Source organism: Klebsiella sp. GG_Kp146 (genome assembly GCF_040061975.1).
GTDB classification, from domain to species: domain Bacteria; phylum Pseudomonadota; class Gammaproteobacteria; order Enterobacterales; family Enterobacteriaceae; genus Klebsiella; species Klebsiella quasipneumoniae.
This window is the reverse complement of the sequence record NZ_JBEAHA010000041.1, coordinates 68,387-83,374: the sequence shown is the minus strand read 5'-3', so window position 1 is coordinate 83,374 and position 14,988 is coordinate 68,387. Positions and strand designations below refer to the sequence as shown.

Here is a 14,988-nt window from a genome sequence, read left to right as displayed (position 1 = left end):
TTTATTGCATACAAATTCATTTAATGGCATTGTCACCCTATGCCGCAGACACGGCGAATAATCATAAGATTGACAGACGGGAGTTCCACGATGAAAAAGTTAGTTCTGGCTGCACTGCTCACCACGTTCACCTTCGGCGCCGCCGCCGCGGAGAAAATCAGCTTCGGCGTGTCCGCGACCTATCCGCCGTTTGAATCGATGGACGCGAATAACCAGATTGTCGGCTTTGATATCGATCTGGCCCATGCGCTGTGCAAACAAATGCAGGCAGAATGCACCTTTACCAACCACGCGTTTGACAGCCTGATCCCGGCGCTGAAGTTTAAGAAGTATGACGCGGTGATTTCCGGAATGGATATTACGCCGGAACGCAGCAAGCAGGTGGCCTTCACCGACCCGTACTACGCCAACTCCGCGCTGGTGATCGCCAAAAAAGACGCGTTCCACTCGTTCGATGATTTGAAAGGCAAACGGATCGGCATGGAAAACGGCACCACCCACCAGAAATATCTGCAGGATAAACATCCTGAGGTGAAGACCGTCGCCTATGACAGCTACCAGAACGCGATTATCGACCTGAAAAATGGCCGTATCGACGGCGTGTTCGGCGACACGGCGGTGGTCAACGAGTGGCTGAAAACCAACCCGCAGCTGGGGGCAGCCACGCCGAAAGTAACCGATCCGCAATACTTTGGCACCGGCCTTGGGATTGCCGTGCGCCCGGATAACAAGGCGCTGCTGGAGAAACTGAACGCCGCGCTGAAGGCGATTAAAGCCGACGGTACCTACCAGAAAATCAGCAACCAGTGGTTCCCGGAGTAACTTTTTTGCCGGGTGGCGCTGCGCTTACCCGGCCTTCTCCGTCCCCGTAGCCGGGTAAGGCGTAGCCGCCATCCGGCAATTTCTCAAAGTGGCACGAAGAACCTGAATCGCGCCCCGCTTACCGACTCCACCAGCCGGATCCCGCCCCCGTGCAGCTCCAGCATCCGTTTCACAATCAGCAGTCCTAACCCACCGCGATCCTCCCGCGACGCCTGGGTAGACAACGCCGACGGCCGCTGGAACAGATCATCGCGCAGCGCGGCATCGACGCCCGTTCCGTTGTCTGCCACTTCGACCTGGAGCTGTTGATTCTCCTGCCAGACCGCCAGACGGATCTCCCCGCCGACGGGAGTATGCCGCATCGCGTTATCGAGCAGGTTGGTCACCACCCTCTCAATCATCGACACATCGGCGTTGATCAGCGGCAACGGCCCCGGCACATCAATTTGCAGGTTCACCTCGCGCGTGCGGGCGGTGAGTTCAAACTTCTGCGCCACGTCGGAAATCAGCTCCGCCATCGCGAAACGCTCGCGCTGCGGCTTAATGCTCCCGTGCTCCAGTCGCGCCAGCTCAAACAGCTGCTGTGAAAGATGGCGCACCTTGTTGCCCTGGCGCAGGGCGATGGTGAGATACTGCCTGCGCTCCTCGGCGGTCAGCCGTTCGTCCTTCAGGGTCAGCGTTTCCAGATACCCCAGCAGCGAAGTCAGCGGTGTGCGCAAATCGTGGGAAATATTGGCCACAAATTCGCGGCGCTGGCGGTCGCTGTCGGCCAGCCGATCCCACTGACCGGCTATCTGCCGGGCAAGGTCAATAAAGCGGTTCTCAAGGACCGCTACCTCGTTACCGGGCTGTGGCTCCGGCGTGCGGGCCGCCAGGGTTTTGATGGCGCTGATGCTGTCCCGATCGTTCGCCGCCACCTGGGCGGTGAGCTGGCGGACAGGCCGTGTAACCCAGAACCATGCCAGGCCTCCCGCCAGCAGACCAAACAGGGCCACCAGCAGCAGGGTCCACAGAACAATGCTCCACAGCGTTTTTTGCCAGGCGTCGGCCGCCAGCTGATTAAAGGTCTCCCCCTGCAAAATGATATACAGGTAGCCGCGCAGTTGGCCGTCGACGCGCAGCGGGGCGGCGCTGAAGACTTTTCGCCCGTCAAGGCTGCGGGGATCGTCGCCATACACCGGCGACGTACTGCCGGTGAGAAAAACCTGTACCGGCGCCATGTCGATCCGCTGGCGCTGGATATGGCCCGGCGGCGCCGCATCGGCCAGCAGGTCGCCATCCGGCGACAGCAGATAGAGCTCCACGCTGGGATTAAAGGTCATCAGGCGGTCAAACAGCGACTTCAGGGTTTGCCGGTTGACCTCGCCGTGGGCGTCCAGCAGCGGTTCGCGGGCCACAATTTGCTGAGCCAGCCCGGCGGAGAGGCGCTGCACCATGGCGTTGCCATACTGCGCGCTGCTGTGTAACTGAACGGCGCACACCGCCGCCGCGCACAGCATCAGCAGGGAGACCACCACCAGCGCCAGCCGCTGGCTGAGGCTCAGGCGGCGGATCACGGGGCGGCCTCCTGGGTCACCGGGGCGAACTTATAGCCTTTTCCCCAGACGGTCAGAATGATGTCCGGCTCGGCCGGGTCACGTTCGATTTTGCTGCGCAGGCGGTTGATATGGGTATTGACCGTGTGCTCATAGCCCTCATGCTGATATCCCCAGACCTGCTCCAGCAGCGCCAGCCGGGAAAACACCTCCCCGGGATGGCGGGCAAAGTAATACAGCAGCTCGAATTCGCGCGGGGTGAGGTCCACCATCTCGCCGCGCAGCCTCACTTCGCGGGACAGCGGATCGATGCTCAGACCATGGCAGGACAGGCGCCCGGCGTCCATCAGCAGATTCTGCCCCATCGCCTCCTGGCGACGAAACAGCGCTTTAACGCGGGCGATAAGTTCCAGTAACGAAAAGGGTTTCGCCAGATAGTCGTCGGCGCCCATCTCCAGGCCCAGCACACGGTGCATTTCGCTGGTGCGAGCGCTGATGATGATCACCGGCAGATAGCGGGTCATCTGGCGGATGCGCCGGCAGATCTCCAGGCCATCGACGCCGGGCAGCATCAAATCAAGGATCACCGCATCCCAGACCCGCGTTTCCAGTCGGGCGAGGGCCTGGCCGCCATCGGCCTCATGCACAATCTGATAGCCCTCATCCTGCAGATTGAGCCGCAGCAGCGTGGCTATATCCTCATCATCTTCCACCAGCAGAATGGTTTTGGCCATTAGATTCCCCCCACCAATAACAAAACATGCTGCGTCAAGCTTACCCGATTTCGGCGGCGCAAAGCCTTCACATTTTGTTTAAACTTCGCGGACCAGCAGGGTCAGCACTTCGTAGTGGGCGGTATGAGGGAACATATCAAACAGCTGGACCCGCTCGACGCGATAGCCGCTAAGACGGGCAATGTCGGTCGCCATGGTGCGGGCGTTACAGCTGGAATAGATAATGTAGGGCGGCGCCATGCGGCTCAAATAGTCGCACAGTTCAGCGCCAATGCCGCGTCGCGGCGGGTTGACCAGCACCAGCTGCGGGATATCCGCTTCATGCGTGGCGAACCGCGTGGAGTCCAGCGCCTGAAAATGCAGATTGCCGAGCCCCAGCTGCGCGGCAGACTGCCTGGCGCAGGCGATCGCTTCCGGGGCTATCTCTATCCCGGTCAGGCGCATCGCCGGCGTCACGCAGTGCAGGCCAAAACCGCCGACGCCGCAAAACAGATCCCACATATGCTGGACCGGCAGCGCGCGCACCCAGTCGCGGGCGGTGGCGTACAGCCGGCTGGCTACCGTCGGGTTAGTCTGAAAGAAGCTTTGCGGACGGATCCACAGCGGCACCTCATTAAAGACCTCGCCCAGCGCCTGCTGTTCGGTGAAGAAGATCTCCTGCTCGCCTTCCATGATTGCCATATGCACCGGCTGGATATTCGCCGTGATCACCTTGAGCTGCGGGAGCTGTGCCTGCAGCCAGGGCAGCGCGGCGCGCAGCTGGGCCACCTTGGCCTCTGAGCGCAGCACAAAGCGCAGCATCATCTCCCCCTGCTGGCTGGCGGTCAGCAGCAGATATTTCAGCTCCCCGCGCTTGCGCGCGACGTTGTAGGGAGTTAACCCGGCGCGGGCGATAAAGGGCTTCAGGCCGGCAAACACCGGCGCAAACTCGGCGGGATAGAGCGGGCAGTCGGTGAGGTCCACCGGGGTGCCATCGCGGTGCAGCATCCCCAGCAACGGACGCTCCACGCTGCCGCTGACCACCATTTTGGCCTTGTTACGGAAAGCCGCCTCCGGCCCGCTGACCGGCTCGCCCCAGTCGGCGACGGGGATTGCCGCCAGCAGCGTGCGCAGGTCGGCCATTTTATCGGCGAGCTGTTGCGGAACCGACCGTTCCAGCCATTGACAGGAACGGCAGCGGCCGGCGTCGTAGAGTGCGCAATGCATAATTGACCTTCAAAATTCCAGGGGCGGGGATTGTATCACCGTTATTGCAGGCGGAAAAACCGACGGCAGGTCGCTGGCACAAACAGCAGCGTCAGGACCAGCAGATCCGGCAGTTTTTGCATCACCAGCGAGTGGAAGATCTCCCGTTTGGATTCGCCGGGAATACTGAACAGCTCCGGATACCCGTAGCCCAGCGACGCCGCCCACAGGTAGCCGGCGGCTATCATCTGCGTCAGCAGATAAACCCAGCGCGCCCAGTTGCGCCCTTTCACCAGCGAGAAGGCGCACCAGATTTCGATAAACACCAGCGCCAGGCTGCCGAGGAAGACCAGCGTCAGGTTCCAGGTCTGGACGCTACGGTGTATGAATTCGTTCAGCCCCTGCAGGCCCAACAAATTGAGGATCATCAGCAGATCCAGACCGCGAATCAAAATAATCGCAAAGGCCGCCACCTGCACCAGCGCAGGGACGTTAAGGCGGGCATGCGATGAGCGAGTTTTCGTAAACAATCCCAACGTAATGTCTTCCATGAAAACGGCGCCACAGAGTGGCGCCGACCGGAGGCTGCTGTACCGATTTTAGGTGGTTCAGCCTTGTCTTGCACGCTGGATATCGCGCACTCGCTGCTTTTCTGCGCGGGCCATCAAATACCAGGCGATAAAACCAACAACGCCGACCACGCCGAGGATGAGCGTCGCCAGGGCGTTAATCTCCGGGTTGACCCCCATGCGCACGCTGGAGAAGACCAGCATCGGCAAGGTCGTGGCCCCGGGACCGGAGACAAAGCTGGCGATCACCAGGTCATCCAGCGACAGCGTGAAGGCCAGCAGCCAGCCGGAGATCACCGCTGGCATAATCATCGGCAGCGTGATGACGAAGAAGACCTTCAGCGGCGCGGCGCCCAGATCCATCGCCGCCTCTTCGATCGAGTGGTCCAGCTCACGCAGGCGCGAGGAGATCACCACCGCCACGTAGGCGGTACAGAAGGTGACGTGCGCCAGCCAGATGGTCAGCATCCCGCGATCCGACGGCCAGCCTATGGCATGTCCCAGCGCCACGAACAGCAGCAGCAGCGAGAGCCCGGTGATCACGTCCGGCATGACCAGCGGCGCGGTGATCATAAACGCGAAGCCGTTGGAGCCGCGAAAACGTCCAAAGCGCACCATCACCACCGCGGCGATGGTGCCAAGGATCGCCGCCGCCGTCGCCGCGCAGGCGGCGATAGTCAGGCTGAGCCCCACCGCGCTCATCATCGCGTCATCGTGGAACAGCTCGCTATACCAGCGCGTTGACCACCCGGCCCAGACCGTCACCAGCTTTGAGCTATTGAAGGAGTAGATCACCAGCATCAGCATCGGGGCATAGAGGAAAGTGAACCCGAGCACGAGGATCAGAATGCGCCACGGCGAGCGTACTACCGGCAAGTCGTTCATCCCTGCTCTCCCATCTGTTTTTGCTGGTGCTTATGGAACCACATGATCGGCACGATCAGCAGCAGCAGCATGACAATCGCCACCGCCGAAGCCACCGGCCAGTCACGATTGTTAAAGAACTCCTGCCACAGCACGCGGCCAATCATAATGCTGTCCGGCCCGCCCAGCAGCTCCGGGATCACGAACTCCCCCACCGCCGGGATAAACACCAGCATGGAGCCAGCGATAATCCCCCCTTTGGTGAGCGGAACGATCACCTGAAAGAAGGTCTTCAGCGGCCGGGCGCCGAGATCCAGCGAGGCCTCCACCAGCGAATAGTCGATGCGGGTCAGCGCGGTGTAGATAGGCAGCACCATAAACGGCAGATAGGCATAGACGATACCGATATATACCGCCAGGTTGGTGTGCAGGATCTCCAGCGGCTGATCGATAACCCCTAGCCACAGCAGGAAGTTATTCAACACCCCGTTGCTTTTCAGCAGTCCCATCCAGGCATAGACGCGGATCAAAAACGACGTCCACGACGGGAGGATCACCAGCAACAGCAGAATATTGCGCGTCGACGGCTTGCTGTGCGCCACCGCCCAGGCCAGCGGATAGCCCAGCAGCAGGCAGCAGAGCGTCGAGATGCCCGCCACCTGCAGCGACTGCAGATAAGCCTCAAAATAGAGCGGATCGTCGGTCAGCTGCAGGAAGTTGGCAAAGTTAAGGGTCAGCGTCAGCTGACCATCCGCCCACTCCATCAGATCGGTGTAGGGAGGGATCGCCCGCGCCATCTCGGCAAGACTTATCTTGAACACGATCAGGAACGGCAGCATAAACAACAGGATCAGCCACAGATAGGGCAGCGCGATCACCAGCTTGCGGCCATGCGCCATCTGCAGGCGCGCCGCCCACAGCGCGAAGCCGCCCGGTTTTTTCGCCCCTGACGGGGATTCAACGGTACTCATCGCCCTCTCCTTACACCGTCAGTACAACGCAGCTGTCCGCATCCCAGCATAAACGCACCTCGTCACCCCAGGTGGGCGTCCCTTTCCGATGGCGGTGCTCATTCTGCAGCTGGGCGCTGATCATCTGCCCGCTTTGCAGGCGCACATGGTAGATGGAGAGATCCCCCAGATAGGCGATATGAATCACCTCGCCGACGGCAAAATTGTAGCCATCTGCCGGCGGCTCATCGCACAGCATGATCTTCTCCGGACGCAGCGCCACCCACACCGGCACGTTGTCCACCACCGAGGCGTCGGGGTCGACCTTCAGCGGATGCACCAGTCCCGGCGAGCGCAGCACCAGGCCATCTTCCAGACGCTCTTTCACCAGCCCTTCAAAGACGTTCACCGAGCCGATGAACTCGGCGCTGTAGCGGGTGGTCGGGTGCTCGTAAATCTCTTCCGGTTCGCCAATCTGCACAAACTTGCCGCGGTTCATGATGGCGATACGGCCCGCCATGGTCATGGCCTCTTCCTGATCGTGAGTCACCATCACGCAGGTCACGCCAACGCGCTCAAGAATATCCACCACCTCCAGCTGCATGCGATCGCGCAGCTTTTTATCCAGCGCCCCCATCGGCTCGTCGAGCAGCAGCAGCTTAGGTCGTTTCGCCAGGCTGCGCGCCAACGCGACGCGCTGGCGTTGACCGCCAGAGAGCTGGTGCGGCTTACGTTTAGCGAACTCCTGCATGTGCACCAGAGCCAGCATCTCCTGCACCCGGGCGGTGATTTCCGCCTTAGGCAGACGATCCTGCTTCAGACCGAAAGCGATATTCTGCTCAACGGTCATATGGGGAAACAGGGCGTAGGACTGGAACATCATATTGATAGGCCGCTGATAGGGCGGTACGCGCGCCAGATCCACGCCGTCGAGCATAATCTGTCCGGCGGTCGGTTGCTCAAAGCCCGCCAGCATGCGCAGCAGGGTCGATTTCCCGCAGCCTGATGCGCCCAGCAGAGCAAAAATTTCGCCTTTATAAATAGTGAGACTGACATCGTCGACAGCGTGCTGGCCATCAAACGACTTGGTTAAGTTACGGATTTCCAGCAGCGGGGTCAGCGCTTTGGGGGCTTTCGCCTGTGGGCGGGGCATTACGTCGTTCAATCGGGTGCTCTCCGGCAAAAAAACGATCACCATATGGTCCGGTGCCATACTTCGTGCTTAACAGTGCAGGTGCACCATCCTGGTGCTTCTGCTCGCCGGGCGCGCTGCCATTTCCCGGCGAGTGCCGTTCTGATACGGCCCGCTTACCGGGCCGTCAGAGTTTATTTACCGCTCTTCACTTTGGTCCACGCGCGGGTGCGCACGCGGTCGATCTTCGGATCCTGCACCTTCAGCGTGAACAGTTTGGCGAACACATCCGCTGGCGGATAAATCGCCGGGTTGTTACGGATAGTCTCGCTGACCAGCGGCGTGGAGGCCTTGTTGCCGTTGGCGTAGAACACCTGGTCGCTGATTTTGGCGATCACATCCGGGCGCATCAGATAGTTAAGGAACTGATAGGCCTCATCTTTATTCTTAGCGTCGGCCGGCATCGCAAAGACGTCAAAGAACGCCAGGGCGCCTTCCTTCGGAATAAAGTAGGAGACGTTGACGCCGTTCTTCGCCTCTTTCGCGCGGTTCGCCGCCTGCCAGACGTCCCCTGCCCAGCCGATCGCCACGCAGATGTCGCCATTGGCGAGGTCGTTAATATATTGCGAAGAGTGGAAGTAGCGGATGTTCGGCCGCAGCTTCAGCAGCAGATCGGTGGCCGGACCGGTGTAATCATTCGCTTTGCTGCTGTTCGGATCCTTGCCAAGGTAGTTCAGCACGGTGGCGAAAATCTCTTCCGGCGCGTCGAGGAAGGAGACGCCGCAGCTTTTCAGTTTTTCAAGGTTCTCCGGCTTCAGCACCAGATCCCAGCTGTCCACCGGCGCATCTTTGCCGAGGACGGCTTTCACCTTATCCACGTTGTAGCCAATGCCCGTCGTCGCCCACAGGTAAGGCATGGCGTATTTATTATCCGGGTCATGCTTGGCGACCAGCTTCAGCACTTCGGGGTCGAGATTCTTCCAGTTCGGCAGCTTGCTCTTATCCAGCGGCTGGAACACGCCCGCCGCCAGCTGGCGCTCAAGGAAGCTGGCCGATGGCACCACCAGATCGAAACCGGTGCTGCCGGCCATTAATTTACCTTCCAGCACTTCATTGGAATCAAAAACGTCATACACGACTTTAATCCCGGTCTCTTTTTCGAAATTGGCCACGGTGTCCGGCGCAATATAATCAGACCAGTTATAGACATGCAGGGTTTTTTGTTCGGCGGCGAGCGAACCGGCAGAGACGGCCATCAGCGCACCCGTAACCAGACCTGTTAACCATTTTTTACCAAAGGCGGTCATATCTCTTTTCCTTCTCAACGCCCGTTAACTTACGGGCTCAAATATACGCATTTCTACGCATGCAAAAATCATGCATATTTTTTCATTGCCTGAGAAAAGGAGAGCGGATCTCTCCCGGAGTGGTTGCTCGCAACTGGAAGCATCGCCAGAATAACTGTAGCCAGAATAAGAGGCTATAGCCCAGGTAAAAAAACGCCTTTTATCAAATTTTTATGCAATAACGGTCTACGTGATAAGCCAAAACGGCCTGAATGGCGGTGAATAATGCTTTAAAGAAAGGTTAAATGCAGAATAAAAGCGGGTAATACGCAGCCGCTGCGGTAGTGGCTGCGCTAATTTTAGGCAGGTTTAGTGAAGAAAATGGTATTGCACGTTTTCTGCGGCCGGCTCTTCTTCTTCGCCTTTGTACAGCAGCTGATTGGCGCCGGCTTCGAGGATCACCATCGAGATCTGCTCCTCGCTTTGGCGGAAGAACCAGGCGAACTGCTCCATCGTCACCCCGGGGCCGATAGACAGCGACTGGCAGACCACCAGCTTGGGCAAATTATCGTCCTGAATGTCGATAAACGCCTTCACGGTTAACGAACTGGCGTTGATGGCCGAGAGATCCGCCGACAGCGCCAGTAAAGCAGACGGCTTCACCTCCGCGAGGGCGGAAAAGAGCACCACGTTATCCACCAGGTCAATTTTGGCATCAAAAATACCGTCGAAATTCTGCATATGCGGCAGGTGCAATGCCTGACAGGAATCGCACTCAAAAAAGCTGATGCCGATCTCATCCAGCCAGCGACGTAGCGTATCCAGACCTGGAACGACCAGTGAATCCATAGTGCCTGTGACCTCTTACAGTGGAAAAACGACGCCATAGCTTACGCAAAAAAAGCGCCGCATACCATGACAGTCTTGCATCCGGCGGTTAGCCGCCTATTTTCAAACAGAATTCCGGTGTCGCCTGGCGCTCGATCCAGGCGATCATCCTGCTGGCGATGTCCACGCCGGAGGTGGTTTCCACTCCTTCCAGTCCGGGCGAGGCATTCACCTCCATCACCAGCGGCCCGCGGGTGGCGCGTAAAATATCGACACCGGCGACGTCCAGGCCCAGGGTTTGCGTCGCCTTGATGGCAATGGCGCGCTCCTCATCGCTAATCTGCGCCACCGTAGCCATGCCGCCACGGTGCAGGTTAGAGCGAAAATCGCCCTCTTTCGCCCGCCGTTCGATCGCCGCCACCACCTCATTGCCGACCACCAGGCAGCGAATATCGCAGCCTTTCGCCTCGGCAATATACTCCTGCACCAGGATGTGGGCGTTCAGCCCGCGAAAGGCGTCGATCACGCTCTCCGCCGCCTGGCGGGTCTCCGCCAGCACCACGCCGATCCCCTGGGTACCCTCCACCAGCTTCACCACCAGCGGCGCGCCGCCGACCATGGCGATCAGATCGCTGGTGTCATCGGGGGAGTGAGCGATGCCGGTCAGCGGCAGATCGATGCCCTGGCGCGCCAGCAGCTGCAGCGAGCGCAGCTTATCGCGAGCGCGGGTGATGGCGACCGATTCGTTCAGCGGATAGCTTCCCAGGAGCTCAAACTGACGCAGGGCCGCGGTGCCATAGTAGGTGATCGCCGAGCCAATGCGCGGGATCACCGCATCAAAGTGCGGCAGCTGGCGCCCTTTATAGTGGATCGAAGAGGCCACCGGGCTGACGTTCATATAACAGGAAAGCGGATCGAGGATCTCGACCTGATGCCCGCGCTGTTGCGCCGCTTCGCGCAGGCGTCGACATGAATAAAGCGTTCCATCCCGGGATAATATGGCAATTTTCATCCTGCACCTCGGCAAAAAGACCCGCACTGGCGGGCCTCAGCTATCGAACACACTTCCACCTTTCCTGCCGCCAGCGGCGGATACCGCCTGGCCGGAGCTGCAGTGTACACGTAATCAGCGCGTTGCCCACCCCTGCTTATGCAGATAGTCGAGAATAAACGGACGACTCTCTTTCACGATAGTGCGACGGATATGATCGCTCCAGGTATCGCGGCGGGCGTTGCTGCCGCGCGACAGATAATAGTGCGCCAGCTGTTCGTCATACTCCGCCAGCAGCGCGTTATCCAGCGGCTGATAGCGGTTCTCATGCACCAGCATGGCGGCCGGCATCCGCGGCTTGATGTCTGGGTTATCCGCCGGCCAGCCAAGGCAAAGACCGAACAGCGGCAGGACGTGCTGCGGCAGCGCCAGCAGCTCGGTCACCGCCTCGATGCTGTTGCGCAACCCGCCGATATAGACGCCACCCAGCCCGAGGGACTCGGCGGCGGACAGCGCGTTTTGCGCCAGCAGCGCCGTATCGACAACGCCGATCAGCAGCTGTTCCGCCAGCCCCAGCTCCGCCTGCGGGCAGATCTGCAGGTGGCGGTTAAAGTCGGCGCAGAAGACCCAAAACTCCGCCGCCTGGGCGACGTGCTGCTGGCCGCCGGTCAGCGGGACCAGACGTTCACGCAGGGCCGGGTCGGTAATACGGATGATGGAGGTGCACTGTAAAAAACTCGAGGTAGATGCCGCTTGCGCGCTGGCGATAATCGCCGCGCGCTGTTCGTCGCTCACGGGCGCATCGGTGAAGTGGCGGATAGAACGGTGGCTGCGCAGCAGCTCAATGGTCGGCGTCATTTCGTTTTTCTCTGTCAGACAAGGATTCAGGCTCAGGAGAGTGGGTTAACTGCGGGGCCACGATCTGCGCCATCCGCCACATCACGACGATGGCGGCGGGGATCATCAGCACGATCCCGGCAAAGAGCATCACCAGCGCCGCGGTCGGGCTGGCAATGGGCGCAGGCAGCTGGACATACTGGTTAAGCGAGAGCCAGGCGAGGGTTAACAGCCCCATCCCGAGGATCTCAACCAGCAGTATGCTTTTTGGCAACGGGGCAAATTTTCGCATCACGCCTCTCCGGTTGATAAACGCGGCGCGCCAGCCAATGCCACCGCGCCGCCGGGTCAGTATACGGGTTTTGATAGTACGACATTTATCAAACATAGCCGTAAACCATCGAAGCAAAAGGCAGAACCTTCTTTCCCTCACCGGCCAATGCAGGCATCATAAGCGCCATTCGCCATCCGGCTGAGGTTTAAGGAGAGAAGCAATGTTTACCGTTATTTTTGGTCGTCCAGGCTGCCCTTACTGCGTTCGCGCCAAAGAGCTGGCAGAAAAACTGACCAACGAGCGTGATGACTTTAACTACCGTTACGTGGATATTCACGCCGAAGGCATCAGCAAAGCTGATCTGGAAAAAACCGTCGGCAAACCGGTTGAGACCGTACCGCAGATTTTCGTCGACCAGAAACACATCGGCGGTTGCACCGATTTCGAAGCCTGGGCGAAAGAGAACCTTGGCCTGTTTGCCTGAGTAAATTTATTTACTCGATGAATGACTGCGCCAGGTATCAAGCCAGGCGCAGATAAACAAAAAGCACAACGCCCCGAGCGCACACCAGAACACCGCGCTCAGTACCCACGCCATCTCCTGCCAGAACGTCCGGTGCGTGACGAAAAACAGCCGCATCGTCACCATACAGACCGGCGCCGCCAGTATCGCGCCGAGCAAAGGACGCAGCACCCGCCGTCCGGGAGAGAGACAGCTCGCCGCCGCCCCTGGCAGCAAAAAGAAGAGCAGGCCCAGCTCCGGGTTGCCGCTGGCGCGAAAGGCCCCTTTCATATGTAACAACAACGATAAGCACACCACAATGAACAGAACGAAGCCACAGATAATGCCGGCCCAACTACGCTCAGATTTCACCGTATCCTCCTGATGTTGCCTCTAACTCACGTCCACGTCGCCCAGTCAGATAAAGCATTTCGGCAATCCATGCCAATAACTCCCCTACCAGCCTAAAAACGATTGTCACTAGCCGCCGCATCCAGGAAGGATTAAACTAGCGGGTATATTTTTGCTGGTTATAACAGGGTGCCAGAATAGGTTCGCGACAACGCGAACGCCTGAGCAACCTTAGACCAAATAACCATTTCCTTCAACAACTTACTAGTAAACGAGAAGTTGGCTTTCGTGAATATAAACGTCGCAGATTTGTTAAACGGGAATTACATCCTGTTATTATTCGTTGTACTTGCATTAGGACTATGCCTGGGAAAACTGCGTCTCGGCTCAGTACAACTTGGTAATTCCATTGGCGTTTTAGTCGTTTCTCTATTATTAGGTCAGCAGCATTTCGCGATTAACACCGATGCCCTTAATCTCGGCTTTATGTTGTTTATTTTTTGCGTCGGCGTGGAAGCCGGTCCTAACTTTTTTTCGATTTTTTTCCGCGACGGGAAAAACTATCTGATGCTGGCCCTGGTGATGGTCGGCAGCGCGATGCTGATCGCCATGGTGCTGGGTAAAGTGTTCGGCTGGGATATCGGGCTCACCGCCGGTATGCTGGCGGGGGCGATGACCTCCACCCCGGTGCTGGTGGGCGCGGGGGACACCCTGCGCCATTTCGGCCTGCCCAGCGATCAGCTGGCGCAGTCGCTTGACCACCTGAGCCTCGGCTATGCCCTGACCTACCTGGTTGGTCTGGTGAGCCTGATCGTCGGCGCCCGCTATATGCCCAAGCTGCAGCATCAGGATCTGCAGACCAGCGCCCAGCAAATCGCCCGCGAGCGCGGCCTCGATACCGATTCCAAACGTAAAGTCTACCTGCCGGTGATCCGCGCCTATCGCGTCGGCCCGGAGCTGGTGGCATGGGCGGATGGCAAAAATCTGCGTGAGCTGGGCATTTATCGCCAGACCGGCTGCTATATCGAACGCATCCGTCGCAACGGCATTCTGGCCAACCCGGACGGCGACGCGGTGCTGCAGATGGGCGACGATATTGCGCTGGTGGGCTACCCGGACGCGCACGCCCGCCTCGACCCGAGCTTCCGCAACGGTAAAGAGGTGTTCGACCGCGACCTGCTCGACATGCGCATCGTCACCGAAGAGATTGTGGTCAAAAACCACAATGCCGTCGGCCGCCGCCTGGCGCAGCTCAAGCTTACCGATCACGGCTGCTTCCTGAACCGGGTCATTCGCAGCCAGATCGAGATGCCTATCGACGACAACGTGGTGCTGAACAAAGGCGACGTGCTGCAGGTCAGCGGCGACGCCCGCCGCGTGAAGACCGTAGCCGACCGCATCGGCTTTATCTCCATTCACAGCCAGGTGACCGACCTCCTCGCCTTCTGCGCCTTCTTTATCGTCGGCCTGATGATCGGCATGATCACCTTCCAGTTCAGCTCCTTCAGCTTCGGCATCGGCAACGCCGCCGGCCTGCTGTTCGCCGGCATCATGCTTGGCTTCCTGCGCGCCAACCACCCAACCTTTGGCTATATCCCGCAGGGGGCGCTGAACATGGTGAAAGAGTTTGGCCTGATGGTGTTTATGGCCGGGGTCGGGCTCAGCGCCGGGGCCGGGATCAATAACGGGCTGGGCGCCGTCGGCGGCCAGATGCTGGCGGCCGGGCTTATCGTCAGCCTGGTGCCGGTGGTGATCTGCTTCCTGTTCGGCGCCTACGTGCTGCGCATGAACCGGGCGATGCTGTTCGGCGCCATGATGGGGGCCCGCACCTGCGCCCCGGCGATGGAGATCATCAGCGATACCGCGCGCAGCAACATCCCGGCGCTCGGCTACGCGGGCACCTACGCCATCGCCAACGTGCTGCTCACCCTCGCCGGGACGCTCATCGTGATCATCTGGCCAGGGCTACAATAAATTTTTTGCGAAAAAAGCCGCCACAGGCAGAACTTTTTCTCAGGGCATCAGTCATAAGTAATGCCACTGCTTTTCTTTGATGTCCCCATTTTGTGGAGCCCATCAACCCCGCCACTTCGGTTCAAGGTTGATGGGTTTTTTGTTGCCTGCGGTT

16 protein-coding genes are annotated in these 14,988 nt (G+C 59.2%); 3 read left to right on the top strand and 13 right to left on the bottom strand.

The features are described 5' to 3' along the window. Positions 1 to 90: 90 nt before the first annotated feature. A complete protein-coding gene (gene artJ / locus ABLU95_RS23860) occupies positions 91 to 822 on the top strand; it encodes an arginine ABC transporter substrate-binding protein ArtJ (protein ID WP_004201336.1) in 732 nt (243 codons plus the stop codon). An 83-nt stretch (positions 823 to 905) separates the two neighbouring features. Here the strand turns inward: artJ and ABLU95_RS23855 are convergent, their stop codons facing one another. The 12 genes from ABLU95_RS23855 to ABLU95_RS23800 all read right to left on the bottom strand — a co-directional run bounded on the left by ABLU95_RS23855 (position 906) and on the right by ABLU95_RS23800 (position 12,025). After that, positions 906 to 2,378 carry an ATP-binding protein gene (locus ABLU95_RS23855; protein WP_048334568.1) on the bottom strand — a complete coding sequence of 491 codons (1,473 nt, stop codon included), beginning with the start codon at positions 2,376 to 2,378 and terminating at the stop codon, positions 906 to 908. Continuing rightward, the gene (locus tag ABLU95_RS23850) at positions 2,375 to 3,091 is read right to left on the bottom strand and encodes a response regulator transcription factor (RefSeq protein WP_023288987.1); all 717 of its coding nucleotides are present in this window, start codon (positions 3,089 to 3,091) and stop codon (positions 2,375 to 2,377) included. Before ABLU95_RS23850 ends, ABLU95_RS23855 begins: the two co-directional genes overlap by 4 nt. Before the next feature lie 78 nt (positions 3,092 to 3,169). Continuing rightward, positions 3,170 to 4,297, bottom strand: a complete 1,128-nt coding sequence (rlmC, locus tag ABLU95_RS23845; RefSeq protein ID WP_348880443.1) for a 23S rRNA (uracil(747)-C(5))-methyltransferase RlmC — start codon at positions 4,295 to 4,297, stop codon at positions 3,170 to 3,172. A 41-nt stretch (positions 4,298 to 4,338) separates the two neighbouring features. Next, complete coding sequence (locus tag ABLU95_RS23840; protein WP_023288985.1) at positions 4,339 to 4,827, bottom strand: YbjO family protein; 489 nt, start codon at positions 4,825 to 4,827, stop codon at positions 4,339 to 4,341. Positions 4,828 to 4,884: 57 nt separating this feature from the next. Beyond that, on the bottom strand, positions 4,885 to 5,730 hold the full coding sequence (gene potI, locus ABLU95_RS23835; protein ID WP_023288984.1) for a putrescine ABC transporter permease PotI: 846 nt from the start codon (positions 5,728 to 5,730) through the stop codon (positions 4,885 to 4,887). Next, entirely contained in the window at positions 5,727 to 6,680 is a 954-nt protein-coding gene (potH, locus tag ABLU95_RS23830; protein ID WP_004201331.1) for a putrescine ABC transporter permease PotH, read from the bottom strand. The genes potI and potH overlap by 4 nt, the downstream gene beginning before the upstream one ends. Before the next feature lie 10 nt (positions 6,681 to 6,690). After that, positions 6,691 to 7,824: a putrescine ABC transporter ATP-binding subunit PotG gene (potG, locus tag ABLU95_RS23825; RefSeq protein WP_044521950.1), complete on the bottom strand. Its 1,134-nt coding sequence runs from the start codon at positions 7,822 to 7,824 to the stop codon at positions 6,691 to 6,693. 161 nt (positions 7,825 to 7,985) lie between these two features. Beyond that, on the bottom strand, positions 7,986 to 9,098 hold the full coding sequence (potF, locus tag ABLU95_RS23820; RefSeq protein ID WP_004201329.1) for a spermidine/putrescine ABC transporter substrate-binding protein PotF: 1,113 nt from the start codon (positions 9,096 to 9,098) through the stop codon (positions 7,986 to 7,988). A gap of 348 nt (positions 9,099 to 9,446) precedes the next feature. Further along, positions 9,447 to 9,926 (bottom strand): YbjN domain-containing protein, encoded by a 480-nt coding sequence (locus ABLU95_RS23815; RefSeq protein WP_002896365.1) that lies wholly within the window; start codon positions 9,924 to 9,926, stop codon positions 9,447 to 9,449. 88 nt (positions 9,927 to 10,014) lie between these two features. Beyond that, a complete protein-coding gene (gene rimK / locus ABLU95_RS23810) occupies positions 10,015 to 10,917 on the bottom strand; it encodes a 30S ribosomal protein S6--L-glutamate ligase (RefSeq protein WP_023288981.1) in 903 nt (300 codons plus the stop codon). Between the two features lie 114 nt (positions 10,918 to 11,031). Beyond that, the gene (gene nfsA, locus ABLU95_RS23805; protein ID WP_348880442.1) at positions 11,032 to 11,754 is read right to left on the bottom strand and encodes a nitroreductase NfsA; all 723 of its coding nucleotides are present in this window, start codon (positions 11,752 to 11,754) and stop codon (positions 11,032 to 11,034) included. Next, positions 11,738 to 12,025 (bottom strand): YbjC family protein, encoded by a 288-nt coding sequence (locus ABLU95_RS23800; protein WP_004201326.1) that lies wholly within the window; start codon positions 12,023 to 12,025, stop codon positions 11,738 to 11,740. Before ABLU95_RS23800 ends, nfsA begins: the two co-directional genes overlap by 17 nt. 202 nt (positions 12,026 to 12,227) lie before the next feature. On the opposite strand from ABLU95_RS23800, the gene ABLU95_RS23795 reads away from it, so the two are divergent. Then, the gene (locus ABLU95_RS23795) at positions 12,228 to 12,491 is read left to right on the top strand and encodes a GrxA family glutaredoxin (RefSeq protein ID WP_002896352.1); all 264 of its coding nucleotides are present in this window, start codon (positions 12,228 to 12,230) and stop codon (positions 12,489 to 12,491) included. A gap of 6 nt (positions 12,492 to 12,497) precedes the next feature. Here the strand turns inward: ABLU95_RS23795 and ybjM are convergent, their stop codons facing one another. Then, on the bottom strand, positions 12,498 to 12,881 hold the full coding sequence (gene ybjM / locus ABLU95_RS23790; protein ID WP_002896351.1) for an inner membrane protein YbjM: 384 nt from the start codon (positions 12,879 to 12,881) through the stop codon (positions 12,498 to 12,500). Positions 12,882 to 13,148: 267 nt separating this feature from the next. Here ybjM and ABLU95_RS23785 point away from each other — a divergent pair, with 267 nt between their 5' ends. Next, on the top strand, positions 13,149 to 14,834 hold the full coding sequence (locus tag ABLU95_RS23785) for an aspartate:alanine antiporter (RefSeq protein ID WP_004179131.1): 1,686 nt from the start codon (positions 13,149 to 13,151) through the stop codon (positions 14,832 to 14,834). The last annotated feature ends 154 nt before the right edge of the window (positions 14,835 to 14,988 follow it).

Bases quoted from the DNA above. Each gene is read 5' to 3' on its own strand.
- ABLU95_RS23800 (WP_004201326.1), bottom strand. From the start codon at position 12,025: ATGCGAAAATTTGCCCCGTTGCCAAAAAGCATACTGCTGGTTGAGATC.
- rimK (WP_023288981.1), bottom strand. From the start codon at position 10,917: ATGAAAATTGCCATATTATCCCGGGATGGAACGCTTTATTCATGTCGA.
- ABLU95_RS23795 (WP_002896352.1), top strand. From the start codon at position 12,228: ATGTTTACCGTTATTTTTGGTCGTCCAGGCTGCCCTTACTGCGTTCGC.
- artJ (WP_004201336.1), top strand. From the start codon at position 91: ATGAAAAAGTTAGTTCTGGCTGCACTGCTCACCACGTTCACCTTCGGC.
- potI (WP_023288984.1), bottom strand. From the start codon at position 5,730: ATGAACGACTTGCCGGTAGTACGCTCGCCGTGGCGCATTCTGATCCTC.
- nfsA (WP_348880442.1), bottom strand. From the start codon at position 11,754: ATGACGCCGACCATTGAGCTGCTGCGCAGCCACCGTTCTATCCGCCAC.
- rlmC (WP_348880443.1), bottom strand. From the start codon at position 4,297: ATGCATTGCGCACTCTACGACGCCGGCCGCTGCCGTTCCTGTCAATGG.
- ABLU95_RS23815 (WP_002896365.1), bottom strand. From the start codon at position 9,926: ATGGATTCACTGGTCGTTCCAGGTCTGGATACGCTACGTCGCTGGCTG.
- ABLU95_RS23850 (WP_023288987.1), bottom strand. From the start codon at position 3,091: ATGGCCAAAACCATTCTGCTGGTGGAAGATGATGAGGATATAGCCACG.
- ABLU95_RS23840 (WP_023288985.1), bottom strand. From the start codon at position 4,827: ATGGAAGACATTACGTTGGGATTGTTTACGAAAACTCGCTCATCGCAT.
- potH (WP_004201331.1), bottom strand. From the start codon at position 6,680: ATGAGTACCGTTGAATCCCCGTCAGGGGCGAAAAAACCGGGCGGCTTC.
- potF (WP_004201329.1), bottom strand. From the start codon at position 9,098: ATGACCGCCTTTGGTAAAAAATGGTTAACAGGTCTGGTTACGGGTGCG.